13 protein-coding genes are annotated in these 15,061 nt (G+C 72.1%); 6 read left to right on the forward strand and 7 right to left on the reverse strand.

The genetic code is table 11. From position 1 onward, the window contains the following. Positions 1-3: 3 nt before the first annotated feature. From AB0G84_RS10330 to AB0G84_RS10350, 5 genes are all read right to left on the reverse strand, one after another. Entirely contained in the window at positions 4-1,128 is a 1,125-nt protein-coding gene (locus AB0G84_RS10330) for an LLM class flavin-dependent oxidoreductase (RefSeq protein ID WP_361318191.1), read from the reverse strand. Between the two features lie 147 nt (positions 1,129-1,275). Beyond that, positions 1,276-2,076 carry an SDR family NAD(P)-dependent oxidoreductase gene (locus AB0G84_RS10335; protein ID WP_361318192.1) on the reverse strand — a complete coding sequence of 267 codons (801 nt, stop codon included), beginning with the start codon at positions 2,074-2,076 and terminating at the stop codon, positions 1,276-1,278. Positions 2,077-2,207: 131 nt separating this feature from the next. After that, positions 2,208-3,173: a TIGR03619 family F420-dependent LLM class oxidoreductase gene (locus AB0G84_RS10340; RefSeq protein ID WP_361318194.1), complete on the reverse strand. Its 966-nt coding sequence runs from the start codon at positions 3,171-3,173 to the stop codon at positions 2,208-2,210. 176 nt (positions 3,174-3,349) lie between these two features. Then, positions 3,350-3,664: a hypothetical protein gene (locus AB0G84_RS10345; protein WP_361318196.1), complete on the reverse strand. Its 315-nt coding sequence runs from the start codon at positions 3,662-3,664 to the stop codon at positions 3,350-3,352. A 260-nt stretch (positions 3,665-3,924) separates the two neighbouring features. After that, the gene (locus AB0G84_RS10350; RefSeq protein ID WP_361318198.1) at positions 3,925-5,175 is read right to left on the reverse strand and encodes a helix-turn-helix transcriptional regulator; all 1,251 of its coding nucleotides are present in this window, start codon (positions 5,173-5,175) and stop codon (positions 3,925-3,927) included. Between the two features lie 128 nt (positions 5,176-5,303). Here AB0G84_RS10350 and AB0G84_RS10355 point away from each other — a divergent pair, with 128 nt between their 5' ends. Then, positions 5,304-5,555: a hypothetical protein gene (locus tag AB0G84_RS10355; protein WP_361318200.1), complete on the forward strand. Its 252-nt coding sequence runs from the start codon at positions 5,304-5,306 to the stop codon at positions 5,553-5,555. 87 nt (positions 5,556-5,642) lie between these two features. Here AB0G84_RS10355 and AB0G84_RS10360 read toward each other — a convergent pair whose 3' ends face one another. Then, positions 5,643-6,860, reverse strand: coding sequence for an amidohydrolase family protein (locus tag AB0G84_RS10360; RefSeq protein ID WP_361318202.1), 1,218 nt, complete (start codon positions 6,858-6,860; stop codon positions 5,643-5,645). A gap of 256 nt (positions 6,861-7,116) precedes the next feature. Here AB0G84_RS10360 and AB0G84_RS10365 point away from each other — a divergent pair, with 256 nt between their 5' ends. The 5 genes from AB0G84_RS10365 (at position 7,117) to AB0G84_RS10385 (ending at position 13,451) form a co-directional block, all read left to right on the forward strand. After that, on the forward strand, positions 7,117-10,053 hold the full coding sequence (locus AB0G84_RS10365; protein ID WP_361318204.1) for a BTAD domain-containing putative transcriptional regulator: 2,937 nt from the start codon (positions 7,117-7,119) through the stop codon (positions 10,051-10,053). Between the two features lie 238 nt (positions 10,054-10,291). Beyond that, positions 10,292-10,495 carry a hypothetical protein gene (locus AB0G84_RS10370; RefSeq protein ID WP_361318206.1) on the forward strand — a complete coding sequence of 68 codons (204 nt, stop codon included), beginning with the start codon at positions 10,292-10,294 and terminating at the stop codon, positions 10,493-10,495. A 271-nt stretch (positions 10,496-10,766) separates the two neighbouring features. Continuing rightward, positions 10,767-10,964 (forward strand): hypothetical protein, encoded by a 198-nt coding sequence (locus AB0G84_RS10375; protein WP_361318208.1) that lies wholly within the window; start codon positions 10,767-10,769, stop codon positions 10,962-10,964. A gap of 187 nt (positions 10,965-11,151) precedes the next feature. Further along, complete coding sequence (locus AB0G84_RS10380; RefSeq protein ID WP_361318210.1) at positions 11,152-12,705, forward strand: AMP-binding protein; 1,554 nt, start codon at positions 11,152-11,154, stop codon at positions 12,703-12,705. A gap of 146 nt (positions 12,706-12,851) precedes the next feature. After that, complete coding sequence (locus tag AB0G84_RS10385) at positions 12,852-13,451, forward strand: TIGR03086 family metal-binding protein (RefSeq protein ID WP_361318212.1); 600 nt, start codon at positions 12,852-12,854, stop codon at positions 13,449-13,451. A gap of 12 nt (positions 13,452-13,463) precedes the next feature. Here the strand turns inward: AB0G84_RS10385 and AB0G84_RS10390 are convergent, their stop codons facing one another. Next, complete coding sequence (locus AB0G84_RS10390; RefSeq protein ID WP_361318214.1) at positions 13,464-15,053, reverse strand: FadD3 family acyl-CoA ligase; 1,590 nt, start codon at positions 15,051-15,053, stop codon at positions 13,464-13,466. Positions 15,054-15,061 lie beyond the last annotated feature (8 nt).

Here is a 15,061-nt window from a genome sequence, read left to right on the forward strand (position 1 = left end):
GGCTCATCCCCCGGCGGTCTGCCGGAAGCGGGTCGTGCGGTGGACCGGATCGGTGTCGATCTCCGGGATGACGTGCTCGCCGATGAGCTTGATCGTGTTGATGGTGTCCTCGTACGGGATCCCGATCGGCAGGCCGAAGCTCAGCTGGTCGGCGCCGGCCCGCTCCCAGCGCCTGCACTGCTGTAGCACCTCTCCCGGGTCGCCGCAGATCATCAACTCCTCAGCGATCAACAGCTCGATGATCTCGGTGGTGTAGTCGGGCAGCAGCTCGGGCCACTCGGGGATGCCGTCGGGCCGCGGGAAGGTGTCGTGGTAGCGGAAGACCAACGACTGGAGGTAGTTGAGCCCACCGTTGACGGCGATCTCCACGGCCTTGTCGTGCGTCTCCGCGCAGATCGCGGTCGAGGTCACCATCACGTTGTCGTTGACGAAGTCACCGATCGGTTCGGCGTCCCGGATCGCCGTCTTGTACTGCTCCAGCACCCACTCCATGTCGGAGACCTTCTGCACGCTGAAGCCCAGTACCCCCAGGCCCTTCTTGGCCGCCATGGCGTACGAGGGCGGCGACCCGGCCGCGTACCACATGGCGGGGTGCGAGGCCCCGTACGGCTTGGGGAAGACCTTGCGCGGCGGGAGCTGCCAGTGCTTGCCCTGGAACCCGGGGTACTCCTCCTGGAGCCACATCTTCGGGAACTCGGCGATGGTCTCTTCCCAGATCTCCTTGGTGTGGTTCATGTCGGTGATGCCGGGGAGGAACCCGAGGATCTCGTGCGAGCCGGCGCCGCGCCCGCTGCCGAACTCGAAACGGCCCTCCGAGAGGTGGTCGAGCATGGCGACCTTCTCGGCCACCTTCACGGGGTGGTTGACCTGGGCGAGCGGGTTGAAGATCCCGGACCCCAGGTGGATCCGTTCGGTGGCGTGCGCCAGGTATCCGAGGAAGACGTCGTTGGCGGAGAGGTGGGAGTACTCCTCCAGGAAGTGGTGTTCGGACGCCCAGGCGTACTTGAAGCCGGAGGCGTCCGCCTGGATGACGTACTCGGTCTCCTCCATCAGTGCCTTGTGCTCCGCGAGGGGGTCGGTCTCGGCCCGCTTGCCCACGTATCCCTGTACAAAGAGCCCGAATTCCAAGGCGGTTCACCGTCCCGAGCTTTTCTGACGCATCGTCAGATCTGATGTGTGTGCCGACTGTTCCATCGCACGCCAGGGGCGTCAATAGCTGATACCCCGTCAGATCGGCCGCCCCGACACCCGGCCCGGCCCGACCCACCCCACCCCTCAGAGCACCGAGACGCCCGCCAGCCACCCGCCGTCGATCACGAACGGCTGCCCCGTGATGTACGCCGAGTCCTCCTCGGACGTCAGGAACAGCGCCAGCCGGGCCACCTCCTCGGGCCGCCCCACCCGCCCCAGCGGCACCAACTTCCGGTACAGCTCATCGAGGGCCTGGGCGGCGGCCTCGGTGTCCGCCTCCGGGTCCAGCTGGGCGGGGTTGCTCATGGCGGTGTCGATCGCGCCCGGGCAGACGGCGTTCACCCGGATCTTCTTCGCCGCGAGCTCCAGCGCCGCGACCCGAGTCAGACCCACGATGGCGTGCTTGGTCGCGGTGTACGCCCCGACGTACGCCATGCCCGTCACACCCGTGTACGACGCCGTGTTCACGATCGTGCCGCCGCCGGCCGCCGCTATCTCCGGCGCGGCCGCCTTGATGCCGAGGAACGCCCCGACCTGGTTGACCTGCACGATCTGCTGGAACTCCGCCAGCGGGGTGGCGGTCAGCTCGTTGAAGCGCAGGATGCCCGCGTTGTTGACCAGTCCGTCGACCTTCCCGAAGGTCTGCCGGGCGGCGGCGACGGCGGCGGCCCAGTCGTCCTCCCGGCTCACGTCCAGGTGGACGTAGGCGGCCCGCTCCTCCCCCGCCTCCTCCACGATCTCCTTGGCGAGCGCCTCCCCCTGGCCGTCGAGGACATCGGCGAGGACCACCCGCGCCCCCTCCGCCGCGAACAGTCGCGCCTCCTGCTCGCCCTGCCCACGCGCCGCCCCGGTGATGAGAACGACCCGCCCGTCGAGCTTGCCCATGCCGGTACTCCCTACTGGATGAAGGTGCGGAGCCATCTCACTGCTGAAGGTGCCGAGCCACGTCACTGCCGAAGTGCGGAAGTCATGCCACTGCCGAAGACGCGGAGCCCCGTCACTGCCGAAGGTGCGTGTCACACGCAGAGGTGCGGGGCGACCTCCGCACCGAACGCCACCATCTGATCGACGAGTTCGGCCCGGCTCCGGCTGCGGAACCGCACCTGGAGCTGCTGCACGCCCATCTCCCCGTACGCCCGCAACGACTCGGCGACGGCCTCCGGCTTGCCCCGGACGGTGCGCCGCCCGACGTCCCAGCCCGGCTCCCCCACGTACACCGGCTCGGCAATCGCCCCGATCACCACCGGCTCCGTGATCCCCGCCGCCTCCCGCGCCGCCCGGAGCGTCGCGATCTGCCGGGGCAGCTGCTCCCGCCGGTCCCCCTGCGGCAGCCAGCCGTCCCCGCGCTCCGCAGCCCGGCGTACGGCGGCTGGCGAGGAGCCGCCCACCCAGATCGGCGGCCGGGGCGTCTGTACGGGCCGGGGCGCCTGCCCCAGCCCGTCGAACGCGAACCGCTCGCCCACGAACTCGGGGAACTCCTCCGGCCCGAGCGCCACCTTCAGCGCATCGATCGTCTCGTCGAGCACCGCGCCCCGCCGCGCGAAGTCCACCCCCAGCGCCTCGAATTCCTCCGCCACGTGCCCGGCGCCCACCCCCAGGATCAGCCGCCCGCCCGACAACCGGTCGAGCGTCGCGTACTGCTTCGCAGTGAGCAGCGGGTGTCGGAAGGCGACCACCGCCACATGGCTCAGCAGCCGCACCCGCTCCGTTACCGCTGCCAGATGCGCGAGCGTGGCCACCGGGTCGTACCACACGGTGCCCATCGCCTCCGCCAGCCGCCGCGGAATCGCCAGATGCTCGCAGCAGGCGATGTACGCGAACCCGCCCCGGTCCGCGGCCCGCGCGATCTCCACCAGGTCCCGCGGCCCCGCCCCGGCCTCCCACCCCTCCGCGAACACCCTGCTCTGCGCCTGCACCGGCAACTGCATCCCGTACGCCAGCCGCCCGCCGCCCCCAGGCCGCCACACGCCTCCATCACCCATCGCCGCCTCCGCCCGAACATCTCCAGTAGCTGACGATGCGTCAGCTAGGGTCGCGCGGACATCGTCGTGCCTGGCGCTTCATCAGACAAGAGAGGGGGACAGTAGGCCGGCAGCCGCGCTCGCTCGGGCACGCAGAACGCGCCGAACGAGCGCGGCAAGCCCCCGAAGGGGGTTGCTCACTCGCCTACGGCCTCATCGCCACCGGCCAACCGCTCTCCCCGGCTAACGGCCACATGGTGTACATCGACCAATGTGGCCCGTAGCTGACAACACAGGAACCGCAGCTCCCTGTCCGTCGCCTCGCTGTCCGCGAGCAGATCGGCGGCGTGCTCGGTCAGCCCCAGTGCCATCTCCAACTGCACGGCTTCAATGCGGTCCGCGAGGAACGAGAAGCCGCCCTGGGGTCCGCCGTCACTGACGAGAATGCACGTCTTCCCCTCGGGTGTCGCCCACGGCAACAGCCTCGTGATCGTCGGTGGTGGCTGGCTCATCGCATGACCACCCCCACGGTGGGCGACGGAGTGGGTACGTACCCGCCTTCCGACCGAAGCCGCCCGGAAGCGGGCAGTAACAGCTCCCCAAGCGGCTCGAAGATACGGGCGATACTGTCCGGCATGTCGACCTGCTTTCCTCAGGTGGGCCATGCCCCCGGGCCGCCCTGCATGCGGCCGCGGGGGTCCTCATCAGTCGTGCGCGGAAAGACCGTAGGACCCCGAAGAAGGGTGAAGGGGCACAGTTTGTACCCCTCTCCTCATGCCGCCAATACCCCCATCTTCACGGCCAGTTCACTGGCACGACGCCGCTGCGCCGGACTCTTCGACTCCGTCTCTTCCAGCACGATGCGCCGCGCGTAGCCGTTGTAACGGACGGTCTCCGGTGCCGCCTCGTGCGCCTTGCCGAGAGCGGCGAGGGCGGCCTCCGTCTGGCCGTCGAGCTGATAGCCGCGGGCTTCCTCGATGCGATGCCGGGCCCGGCGCGGCCGGGACGGAATCGTCGTCGCGTCCGCCGCAGATGCCTGCCGTACGCTCTCCGCTCCCGCATGTAGCTCGACCGCGACCGTGACCGCGTGGGCTCCTATGACGGCTCGGGAGAACGAGGTCATGGGGTGGTAGTAGTCGGCGGGGAGCCGCTCCGCCACGGCGCGGGCCGTGTCCCAGTACCGCCAGGCGGTTCCGGTTTCGCCCCGGCGCGCCGCGGTGTACCCCGCTTCGAACTGCAGCGCCCCGGCGATGGCGAGGACGTCGTCGCTCGCCTCGGGGAGGAAGGCTTCGAGATAGCGGAGGGCCTCCAGATTCACCGCATCCGCGGCCTCGAAATGCGCATGCCCGCTGTCGCGGTGCGCCTGTGTCGCCAGCCAGGCGGCCATCCCGATGACGTGCGGGTCCTCCGATTCCTGGGCTGCGATCATTCCGCGCTCCACCACTCGCCAGAGCAAGGAGGCGTCCGGCTGGTAGGCGAGGAAGAACTGGCTGAGGCCGTACGCCTCCGAGAGCAGCCCTTGTGCCACCCGCCGCTCCCGCGCGGAGTCCGCTTGCAACACGGCGAGTTGTGCGTCCCGGAGGAGAGACGGCAGAAGTGCGCCAATGACCTCCCGGTGATGCGGGGAGGAGTGCCGGGCGCGCCAGGCGCGGGTGAGACGTTCCCGAAGGTGACGGGGAGCCGGCGCCTCCTCCCGTGCGGTCAGCGGGAAGGCGTCCAGGGCAGCACGTACCTGCGGCAGCCGGGCATGCCCGGGGCCTGCGAAGAGGCCGACCGACATCGACTGGTCACCCGTGAGGTCGGCCAGGTCCGCTACGCGGAGAGCCTCCGCGATGCGCAAGATCGTGGGCAGCTTGGGCATCTGCAGCCGTCCGCCCTCGACCTGCTTGACCCAACTCGGCGACTTCCCCAGCAGGCCGGCCAGAACAGTGCGGCTCATCCCCCTCCGGGTCCGCAGGATCTGCATGCGCTGCCCGAAGACCACCGGCTCGGCGTACGGGTCGGGAGTGGCATCTGACGTCACGGCCTTGCCCCTCTCTGTCCTTCTCGTGACTCTCAGAGTACGGGCGGGTCGCCGTGCGTGGTGATCCCTGTGGAAAACCTGCCGCTCCGCCCGAGACGCTCACCGGCCCGGCCCTCAGCGCGACGGTCGTGGCCGACCGGCAGCTGGCCGAGGCGGTGGGCCGTTGGGAGTACGACCTGCTCGGCGACGAGCTGCCCTGGGACGCCTGGGAGGGCGAGCACGAGCTGGGTGCCGAACTCACCGGCTGGCTGGTCCGGCACGCGCCGGCGCGGCTGGGCTCCCAGGGCGCTCCGGAGGAACTGCTGCACCGCGTGCGGCTGCTCGGCCTCACGGGCGAGGCCCGCTGGGAGGATCCGCACTGGCCCGGGTACCGGTACTGACCCCGGGCCCGCGCCCGGCGTCGTTCCGCCGGGCCCGGAACCCGGCGGCCGTACCGCGGTCGCCAGGGCGGACTCACGGCTTCCGGCTCAGCCCGCCCAGAGGCCCTCCGCCGTCAGGCCCAGCAGGTCGATGGCGTTGCCGCGGACGATCCGCTCCACCACGTCCGGCGACAGGTGGCCCATCTGGGACTCGCCGACCTCCCGCGACCTGGGCCAGGTCGAGTCGGAGTGCGGGTAGTCCGTCTCGTACAGGACGTTGCCGACGCCGATCGCGTCCAGGTTGCGCAGACCGAAGGCGTCGTCGAAGAAGCAGCCGTGGACGTGCTCGGCGAAGAGTTCGGAGGGCGGGCGCAGGACCTTGTCGGCGACGCCGCCCCAGGCGCGGTTCTCCTCCCAGACGACGTCGGCGCGCTCCAGGGTGTACGGGATCCAGCCGATCTGGCCCTCGGCGTACATGATCTTCAGGCCGGGGAAGCGGTCGAACGCGCCGCTCATCAGCCAGTCGACCATGGAGAAGCAGCAGTTGGCGAAGGTGATCGTGGACCCGACGGCGGCCGGGGCGTCGGCCGAGGTGGACGGCATCTTCGACGAGGAGCCGATGTGCATGGCGATGACCGTGCCGGTCTCGTCGCAGGCCCGCAGGAAGGGGTCCCAGTGGTCGGTGTGGATGCTGGGCAGTCCCAGATGCGGCGGGATCTCGCTGAAGCAGACCGCCCGCGCACCGCGGTCGGCGTTGCGGCGCACCTCGGCAGCGGCGAGCTCCGGGTCCCACAGCGGGATCAGGGTGAGGGGTATCAGCCGCCCCTGCGCCTGGGGGCCGCACCACTCCTCCACCATCCAGTCGTTGTAGGCGCGGACGCCGAGGAGCCCCAGCTCGCGGTCCTTGGCCTCGGTGAAGGTCTGGCCGCAGAAGCGGGGGAAGGTGGGGAAACAGAGGGCGGACTGGACGTGGTTGACGTCCATGTCGGCGAGCCGCTCGGGGACGCTGAAGGAGCCCGGGCGCATCTGTTCGTAGGTGATGCCTTCGAGCCTGATCTCGTCGCGGGAGTAGCCGACGGCGGTGTCCAGCCGCGTCAGCGGGCGGCGCAGGTCTTCGTAGATCCACCAGTCTGCCAGCGGCCCGTCGTCACCTGGGGCGCCCATCTTTGGGGCGAATTTGCCGCCGACGAAGGTCATTTCCTTGACGGGTGCGCGGACGATCCGGGGGCCGGTGTCGCGGTACTTCGACGGGAGCCGGTCCCGCCAGACGGTGGGGGGCTCCACCGTGTGGTCGTCCACCGAGATGATCCTGGGGAAGGTCTCCATGTCGTTACGGTAGCGCCGATCTGACGATCCGTCAGCTATCGGAATGGGCGACCATACGGGAGGGGGCGCGCGGAGTCCTGGCTTCCACGCAACCACCGTGCGCGGCCGCACCCCCGCCCCTCATCAGCCGAGGAGGCTTTGTGCACGGTCCGGACCCCTACTGACGGAAGCGGGCGGGACAAGGCAGACTGACCGTTGCGCACAGCGAGAAGGCGCATACAGCGCGGTCAACTTCGGCACAGGGCAGGGGGACACCATGGACGACGGTCCGGGGCGGGAGCGGCTCCGCTTCACCGTGCTCGGTCCCGTACGGGCCTGGCGCGGCGCAACGCCGCTGGCAGCGGGCTCCCCGCAACAGCGCGCATTGCTCGCCGCACTACTCCTGCGCGGCGGACGCACCGCCACCGCGCCCGAGCTCGTCGACGCCCTGTGGGGTGAGGAGCCGCCGCATGCCGCCCTCGCCGCGCTGCGCACCTACGCCTCCCGCCTCCGCAAGGCCCTGGGCGAGGATGCCGATGCGCTGGTCAGCGAGTCCGGCGGCTATGCGATCCGGCCGGTGGACGGGCATCCGCTGGACCTCGACCACGACCACGCCGAGCAGTACGCCGCCGAGGCGGAGAAGGCCAAGGCCTCCGGTGACCGCGCCCGCGCCCGTGAGCTCCTCGACCGGGCCCTGGCGCTGTGGGACGGCGAACCGCTGGCCGGCCTGGCCGGCCCATACGCCGAGACCCAGCGCACCCGCCTGGAGGAGTGGCGGCTGTCGCTGATCGAGAGCCGCCTCGACCTGGTGCTGGAGGCCGGCGCGCACGCCGAGGCGGTCTCCGACCTGACCGCGCTCACCGCCGCCCACCCGCTGCGCGAGCGGCTGCGCGAACTGCTGATGCTGGCCCTGTACCGCGGCGGCCGGCAGGCCGAGGCGCTCGCCGTCTACGCCGATACCCGCCGGCTGCTCGCGGACGAGCTGGGCGTCGACCCGTGCGCCTCGCTCTCGGAGCTCCAGCAGCGGATCCTCCGGGCGGACCCAGACCTGGAGGCGCCGCCGGCCGATGCCGGGGGCCTGGAGTCGGCCGATCACGTCGTGGTGAGGCCACAGCAGCTTCCCGCCACCGTCGCCGACTTCACCGGCCGCAGCGCCTTCGTCGACGAGCTCGGCCGGCAGTTGGCCACCGCCGACGGCAGCGTGATGGCCGTCTCGGCCCTGACCGGCATCGGCGGTGTCGGAAAGACCACCCTCGCCGTCCATGTCGCGCACGCCGCCCGCGACCACTTCCCCGACGGCCAGTTGTACGTCGACCTCCAGGGTGCGGGACAGAACCCCAGCGAGCCGGAGGCGGTGTTGGGGTCCTTCCTCCGGGCGTTGGGCACCAATGACTCCGCCATCCCCGACGGCCTGGAGGAGCGGTCGGCCCTCTACCGCTCCACCCTGGCGGGCCGACGGGTGCTGGCCCTGCTGGACAACGCGCGGGACGCGGCCCAGGTCCGGCCGCTGCTGCCGGGGTCGGAGGGGTGCGCAGCGCTGATCACCAGCCGGGCCCGGATGATCGACCTGGCGGGCGCGCATCTGATCGACGTCGATGTGATGAGCCCCGAGGAGGCGCTGAACCTCTTCACACGGATCGTCGGGGAGGAGCGGGTGAACTCCGAACGGCAGGCCGCGATGGCGGTGGTCGGCGCCTGCGGCTTCCTGCCGCTGGCCATCCGGATCGCCGCCTCCCGGCTCGCCGCCCGCCGTACGTGGACCGTCTCCACGCTGGCCCGCAAGCTCGCCGACGAACGCCGTCGTTTGGACGAGCTGCGCGCCGGAGACCTCGCCGTCACGGCCACCTTCGAACTCGGGTACGGCCAGCTGGAGCCCCACCAGGCGCGGGCGTTCCGGCTGCTGGGCCTCGCCGACGGGCCCGACGTCTCGGTTGCCGCCGCGGCCGCCCTCCTCGACATGGCGGCCGAGCCCGCGGAGGACCTCCTGGAGTCGCTCGTGGACGCCAGCCTGCTGGAGTCCGCGGCGCCCGGGCGCTACCGCTTCCACGACCTGGTCCGGCTCTATGCCCGGGCCTGTGCGGAGCGCGACGAGCAGCCGCCCGCGGAACGGGAGGAGGCGCTGTCCCGGCTTTTGGACTTCTACCTGGCGACGGCCAAGGAGGTCTACACACTGGAGCGCCCGGGCGACCGGCTCGCCGATCACATGGCGCGCCCGCACTATGCGGGGCTGGTCTTCAACGACCGCATAGGAGCCCTGGAGTGGCTCTTCGCGGAGGCCCGGTGCCTGATGGCCTGCGCCCAGCAGTCCACCGGGCCCGGCACCCTGCGGCGGGCGGCGGACCTGCTCCTGCTGGCGCAGGACCTCGCCGAGTCGGGCGCCGACTCCCGGCAGTACGAGCAGGTGAACATGGCGCTCCTGGGCGCCGCGCAGGAGCGGGACGACCAGCGCGCCCAGGCCCGTATCCATGTCGCTCTCACCAACGTCCACACCTTGGCCGGCCGGTTCGACAAGGCCGACGAGCACGCCCAGTCGGCGATGCTCCTCGGGCTCGCGACCGAGGACCTGTTCGCCTCCTCCTACGCGCCCAACGACCGTGGCATCATCGCGAATTCGCAGAACCGCCACGTCGACGCCGAGGCCTACCTCACCCAGGCCCTGCAGGCCTTCCGCGAGGACTGCAACAAGCCGTCGGAAGCCAGCGCGCTGTGCAACCTCTCGCGGGTGCACCTGGCCACCGACCGCGTGGAGACCGCGATCCGCCTGGCGGAGGAGGGCATCGCCATCTACCGGGAGCTGGGCGCCACCCGGCGGCTGGCCAACGGCATGTACGCACTCGGCCTGGCCCTCACCCGCGCGCAGCGGCTGACGGACGCCAAGGAGCAGCTGACCAGGGCGCTGGCCATCTTCCAGGACAGCCGGCAGCGCTTCTGGGAGGGCATGACGTACTTCCGGCTGGCCGAGGCGGACCTGACGGCAGGTCACCCCGCTCAGGCGGCCAACCACGCCGAGCAGGCGCTCACCGCGCTCCGCGCCATCGGCGGCGAGTGGTGGCACGCCAACGTCCTGACGCTGCTGGGCCGAGCGCTCGACGGCGTGGGGCAGTCCGGGCGGGCCCGTGCCTGTTGGCAGGAGTCCCTGGCCGTCTTCGAGCGGCTGGGCTCCCCGGAGTGCGCGACGGTGCAGGGGCTGCTGCGGCCGGTCGCGGCGGCCTGACCAGGGGAAACGCGGGGCGGAGCGGCCGGCGAGGGGAATGGACGCGGGCGTTTATCGATCGTTCATCGCGGCAGGCCACTCTCTTCATTACCGACCCGCCGCCTCGGGGGGCAAGCGGTTCGGTGAGTTGGCCCCACCGTTATGGTGTTCGGCCCCGATGCACCTGTCCGGCGACCCACGGGGGAGCCGCCGGGCGGGTGTACCGGCAGCAAGCGCCCAAACACTGGAGTTGATCAGCTTGGCCACCGAGAACACCCAGCAGTCCAACGAGCGGGACATCATCAAGCCGCTCGACCACCACCAGCCCATCATCGGCCCCAACGGGCGTCGCGTCGTCGGCAAGAAGGACCAGCCAGCGACACCAGGGGAAGAGGTCACGACGCTCGACCACCACCAGCCCATCGGCAAGCCCCTCGGCGAGGCGCTGGGCGAGTCCAAGTAGCGCAACAGAACAGGGGTTTCGGGGGATCGCAGGGGCCGTTCCGATGGCATGGAGGGGAAGCCATCAGAACGGTCCCTGCGGCATTTCTGCAGGCCGTTCGCCATCCGGGCCGCTCCGCCGTCCCGGCCCCGGCGCCGACGCGTCGTCAGGGGCGTGGGGCCCGGCCGCCGGCGTCTCCTTCCGGCCACTGCCTGGCGCATCGGCCCACGCGGGTGTCGGTCGTTCAAATACCCTCAACCCACAGCTATCCATCCGTTACGGAGGAATCTGCATGACCCGCACCCAGAAGGCCTTAGCGCTGGCCGCGTTCACCGCCGCCGTCGCTGCCACCACCGCCGTTCCGGCGATGGCCGACAGCCACCGGCCCGCCGGCCCCGGCCACGTCTCGACCTTCGACCACCACACGCCGATAGCGGGGACCTTCACTGCCCCCGCGCACCTCAGGACGCTGGACAAGCACCTGCCCTGAGCCCCGGGCACGGCGGAACGGCCGGCAGCGTGACCCCCCGCAGGGTCACGCTGCCGTCGCGTTTCCGGGACGCGCCAACTACTGACGCATCGTCAGGACATTGCTACAGTCGCGTGCGCCCTGGTCCCACCGACCGGCCACGCACCGCTCCGCACCGCACCGCCCCACCGCAGTCAGGAGGCGCGCCGTGTTCGAACCCGCTCGTGTGCAGACGCTCTGGGAACTGGTCGAGTACCGGGCGCGGGCCTCCCGCGGGGCGCCGATGTTCTTCGACGACGGCGGTGGCAGCGTCACCTTCGACGGCGTACGGGACGCGGCGCTGCGGGTGGCGGCCGGGCTGCGGGGGTTGGGCATCGGGGCTGGCAGCCGGGTGGCCTGGCAGTTGCCGACCCGGATCGGCACGGTGGTCGTCTCGTTGGCGCTGGCCCGGCTCGGGGCCGTGCAGACGCCGGTCATCCCGCTGCACCGGGAGCGCGAAGTCGGCTTCATCCTCTCCGAGTCGGCGGCCGAGTTCGTGCTCGTACCGGGCCGGTGGCGGGGGTTCGACCACACCGCGATGGTGCGGAAGGTGGCCGGGGACGGGGTGCGGGTGGTCTCCGTGGAGGGCGGGCTGCCGACCGCGGATCGGGCGGGGGTGCCGCGGGCGGTGCCGGCCGGCGGGACCACGTGGATCTACTACACGTCCGGGACGACCGCGGCCCCCAAGGGGGTGGAGCACACCGATGCCACGCTGATCGCCGGTGGCGTCGGGCTGGCCACCGCGCTCGGGATGTCCGGGGACGACATCGGCTCGATCGCCTTCCCCTACGCGCACATCGCCGGCCCGGACTACGTCATCGCCATGCTGGTCAGCGGCTTCCCCGCGGTCGTGCTGGACCACTTCGAGCCGGCCCGCGCGGCGGCCGTCTACCGGCGGCGCGGCGTCACCATGGCCGGCGGGAGCACCGCGTTCTACCAGGCGTTCCTCGACGAGTCCCGGCGCCGCCGGCGGCAGCAGGAGGACGCCGGGCCGCTGATCCCCTCGCTGCGGCTGCTGTCCGGCGGCGGCGCGCCGCTGCCACCGGAGCTGCACACCGCGGCCGGACGGGAGCTTCAGTGCGCGGTCGTGCACGGCTACGGGATGACCGAGTGCCCGATGATCGCGATGGGCACGCCGTACGACAGCCAGGAGCAGCTGGCGCGGACGGTGGGCAGGCCGGTGGCGGGGGCGGAGGTGCGGATCGTCCGGGCCGACGGGAGCGCGGCGGCGACCGGCGAGACCGGAGAGGTCACGGTCCGCGGGCCGATGCTGTGCCACCGGTACACCGACCCGACGCTGACCGCCGCGGCGTTCGACGCCGACGGCGCCTTCCACACCGGTGACCTGGGACATCTGCGGCCCGACGGGCACCTGGTGCTCACCGGGCGGCTCAAGGACATCATCATCCGCAAGGGCGAGAACCTCTCGGCGCAGGAGATCGAGGAGCTGGTGGTGACGCATCCGGCGGTCGCCGAGGCGGCGGTGATCGGGCTGCCGGACACCGCGCGCGGGGAGCGGGTGTGCGCGGTGGTCACCGCCGCCGATCCGGCCGCCCCGCCGCTCACCCTGGACGCGCTGACCGCGCATCTGCGGGCGGCCGGGCTGATGGTCCAGAAACTGCCGGAGCAGCTGGAGGTCGTCGAGGAGCTGCCCCGCAGCGGGCCGCTGCACAAGGTGGCGAAGGCGGCGCTGCGGGAGCGGTACGGCGCCGCGGCCCGTTAGCCGGGGGCGTCACCGCGGCGGCGGCCGCGAAGGTGCCGCGGGGGCACCGCGGTGTGACGATGAGTTTCGGGCACCTCGGGAGTCTGCACTGTGCGGGCCCGGCACGGGGGTGCCGGCACACCCCGCGGGAGCGAAGGGACCGGACGATGACCGAGATGATCGAGAGGGTCGACCTGGCCGCACAGGCGCGGCTGGTGGCGCAGCTCGGGGAGCGGACGACCGATGCGCAGCTGGGGGACCCCACCCCGTGCGAGGACTACGCGGTACGCCACCTCCTGGGCCACCTGGTCATGCTGAGCGCCGCCTTCCAGGACGTGGCCCGCAAGGAGCTGGGGCCGCTGACCAGCGGCTCGCCCACCGGGCACCGGCTCGATGTGGCGCCCGGCTGGCGGGACGAGCTGGCGACGAACCTCGACGGGATGGTGGCGGCCTGGCGCGCCCCGGAGGCGTGGGAGGGCCGGACCGAGGCCGGCGGGCAGTCGCTGCCGGGTGCGGTCGCGGGCCTGGTGGCGCTCGACGAGCTGCTGCTGCACGGCTGGGACCTGGCGCGGGCCACCGGCCAGCCGTACGACCCCGACCCGGACAGCGTGCGCGCGGTGCACGCCCTGGTGTCGTCGTGGGCCGGCTCCGGGGGCATCGAGGGGATGTTCGCCGCGCCGGTGCCGGTGCCGGAGGGCGCCGGGCTGCTGGACCAGGTGGTGGCGCTCAGCGGGCGTCGGCCGGACTGGACGCCCCCGGGCGGGTAGCGGGGCGGGCGGTCAAGCGACCGGCCCCGGGGCTCCGTTCCGCAGCCGGTTCTTGAGGACCTTGCCGCTGGCGTTGCGCGGCAGCGCGGCGACAAAGCTGACCTCCCGCGGGACCTTGTAGTTGGCCATCTCGCGGCGGGACCAGGCGATCAGGTCGTCGGCGCTGAGCGAGGAGCCGGGGCGGCGCACCGCGTACGCCCTGCCGACCTCGCCGAGGCGGGGGTCGGGGATGCCGACCACGGCGACGTCGGCGATGTCCGGGTGCCGGCCGAGGAGCTGCTCTATTTCGGCGGGGTAGGCGTTGAAGCCGCCGACGATGAACACGTCCTTGATGCGGTCGGTGAGGGTGAGGTTGCCGGCCGCGTCGAGCACGCCGACGTCGCCGGTGTGCAGCCAGCCGTCGGCGTCCAGCACCTGCGCCGTCCCCTCGGGGTCCTCGAAGTAGCCGCGCATCACGTGGTGGCCGCGCACCAGCACCTCGCCGGGCTCGCCGGGCGCGGCCAGCACCCGTACCTCGGTGTCGGGGATCGCCCGGCCCGAGGTGGTGGCGATGACCTCGGGGGCGTCGCCGCGGCGGCACATGGTGACCAGGCCGCCGGCCTCGGACAGGCCGTACGCCGTCAGGACGGTGGCCACGCCCAGCTCGGTGCGCAGCCGCTCCACGAGCGCGAGCGGCACCACCGCGGCGCCGGTCACCACCAGGCGCAGGGCGCTCAGGTCGTGGGCGGCGCGGGCGGGGTGGTCCAGGAGGGACTGGTGCAGGGTCGGCGGGCCCGGCAGCACCGAGATCCGTTCGGCGGCGATGTTCGCCAGTGCGGTGTCCATGTCGGACACCGGCTGCGGCACCATCACCGCGCCCCGCAGCAGGCAGGCGATGACACCGGCCTTGTAGCCGAAGGTGTGGAAGAACGGGTTGACGATGAGGTAGCGGTCGCCCTCGCGCAGGCCCGCCAGCTCGCTCCAGACGTCGTAGCAGCGCAGGGTCTGGGCGTGGGTGATGACCGCGCCCTTGGGGCGGCCAGTGGTGCCGGAGGTGAAGATGATGTCGGAGGGGGCGTCGGGCCGCACCGCGTCGGCGCGCCGCCGTACCTCCTCGGTAGTGATCCCCGCGCCGCCGGCGAGGAAGTCCTGCCAGGTCCGGTACCCCTCGGGCGCGCTGTCGGCGAGCACCACCACCTGTTCCAGGTGCGGCAGTTCGGCCCGGGCGCGGCGGAGCGCGGCCACGTAGGACGTGCCGAGGAAGGTGCCGGTGACGAAGAGCAGCCGGGCCCGGGTGCGGCCCAGCACATGGGCCGCCTCGGCGCCCTTGAAGCGGGTGTTGACGGGGACCAGGACGGCGCCGGCGGTGACCGCGCCGAGGGCCGAGACGATCCAGTCGAGGGTGTTGGGCGCCCAGATCGCGACCCGGTCGCCGGGCGCGATCCCCGCGGCGAGGCAGGCCGCCGCCGCCCGCTCCACCCGCTCGCCCAGTTCGCCGTAGGTCAGCCGGGTGCGGCCCTCGACGACGGCCTCGCGGGGGCCATGGCGCCGGGCGGCCTCGCGCACCAGCCGGGGGACGGTGCCGTACCGCAGGTCCGCCCGCGCATCCTCCACACCGTGCATCGCGCTGC

The sequence above is a fragment of the Streptomyces sp. NPDC020742 genome, from assembly GCF_040641675.1.
Classification (GTDB): domain Bacteria; phylum Actinomycetota; class Actinomycetes; order Streptomycetales; family Streptomycetaceae; genus Streptomyces.

Coding starts and splice junctions, on each gene's coding strand:
- AB0G84_RS10335 (WP_361318192.1), bottom strand. CDS start 2,076: ATGGGCAAGCTCGACGGGCGGGTCGTTCTCATCACCGGGGCGGCGCGT.
- AB0G84_RS10340 (WP_361318194.1), bottom strand. CDS start 3,173: ATGGGTGATGGAGGCGTGTGGCGGCCTGGGGGCGGCGGGCGGCTGGCG.
- AB0G84_RS10345 (WP_361318196.1), bottom strand. CDS start 3,664: ATGAGCCAGCCACCACCGACGATCACGAGGCTGTTGCCGTGGGCGACA.
- AB0G84_RS10360 (WP_361318202.1), bottom strand. CDS start 6,860: ATGGAGACCTTCCCCAGGATCATCTCGGTGGACGACCACACGGTGGAG.
- AB0G84_RS10365 (WP_361318204.1), top strand. CDS start 7,117: ATGGACGACGGTCCGGGGCGGGAGCGGCTCCGCTTCACCGTGCTCGGT.
- AB0G84_RS10375 (WP_361318208.1), top strand. CDS start 10,767: ATGACCCGCACCCAGAAGGCCTTAGCGCTGGCCGCGTTCACCGCCGCC.
- AB0G84_RS10385 (WP_361318212.1), top strand. CDS start 12,852: ATGACCGAGATGATCGAGAGGGTCGACCTGGCCGCACAGGCGCGGCTG.
- AB0G84_RS10390 (WP_361318214.1), bottom strand. CDS start 15,053: ATGCACGGTGTGGAGGATGCGCGGGCGGACCTGCGGTACGGCACCGTC.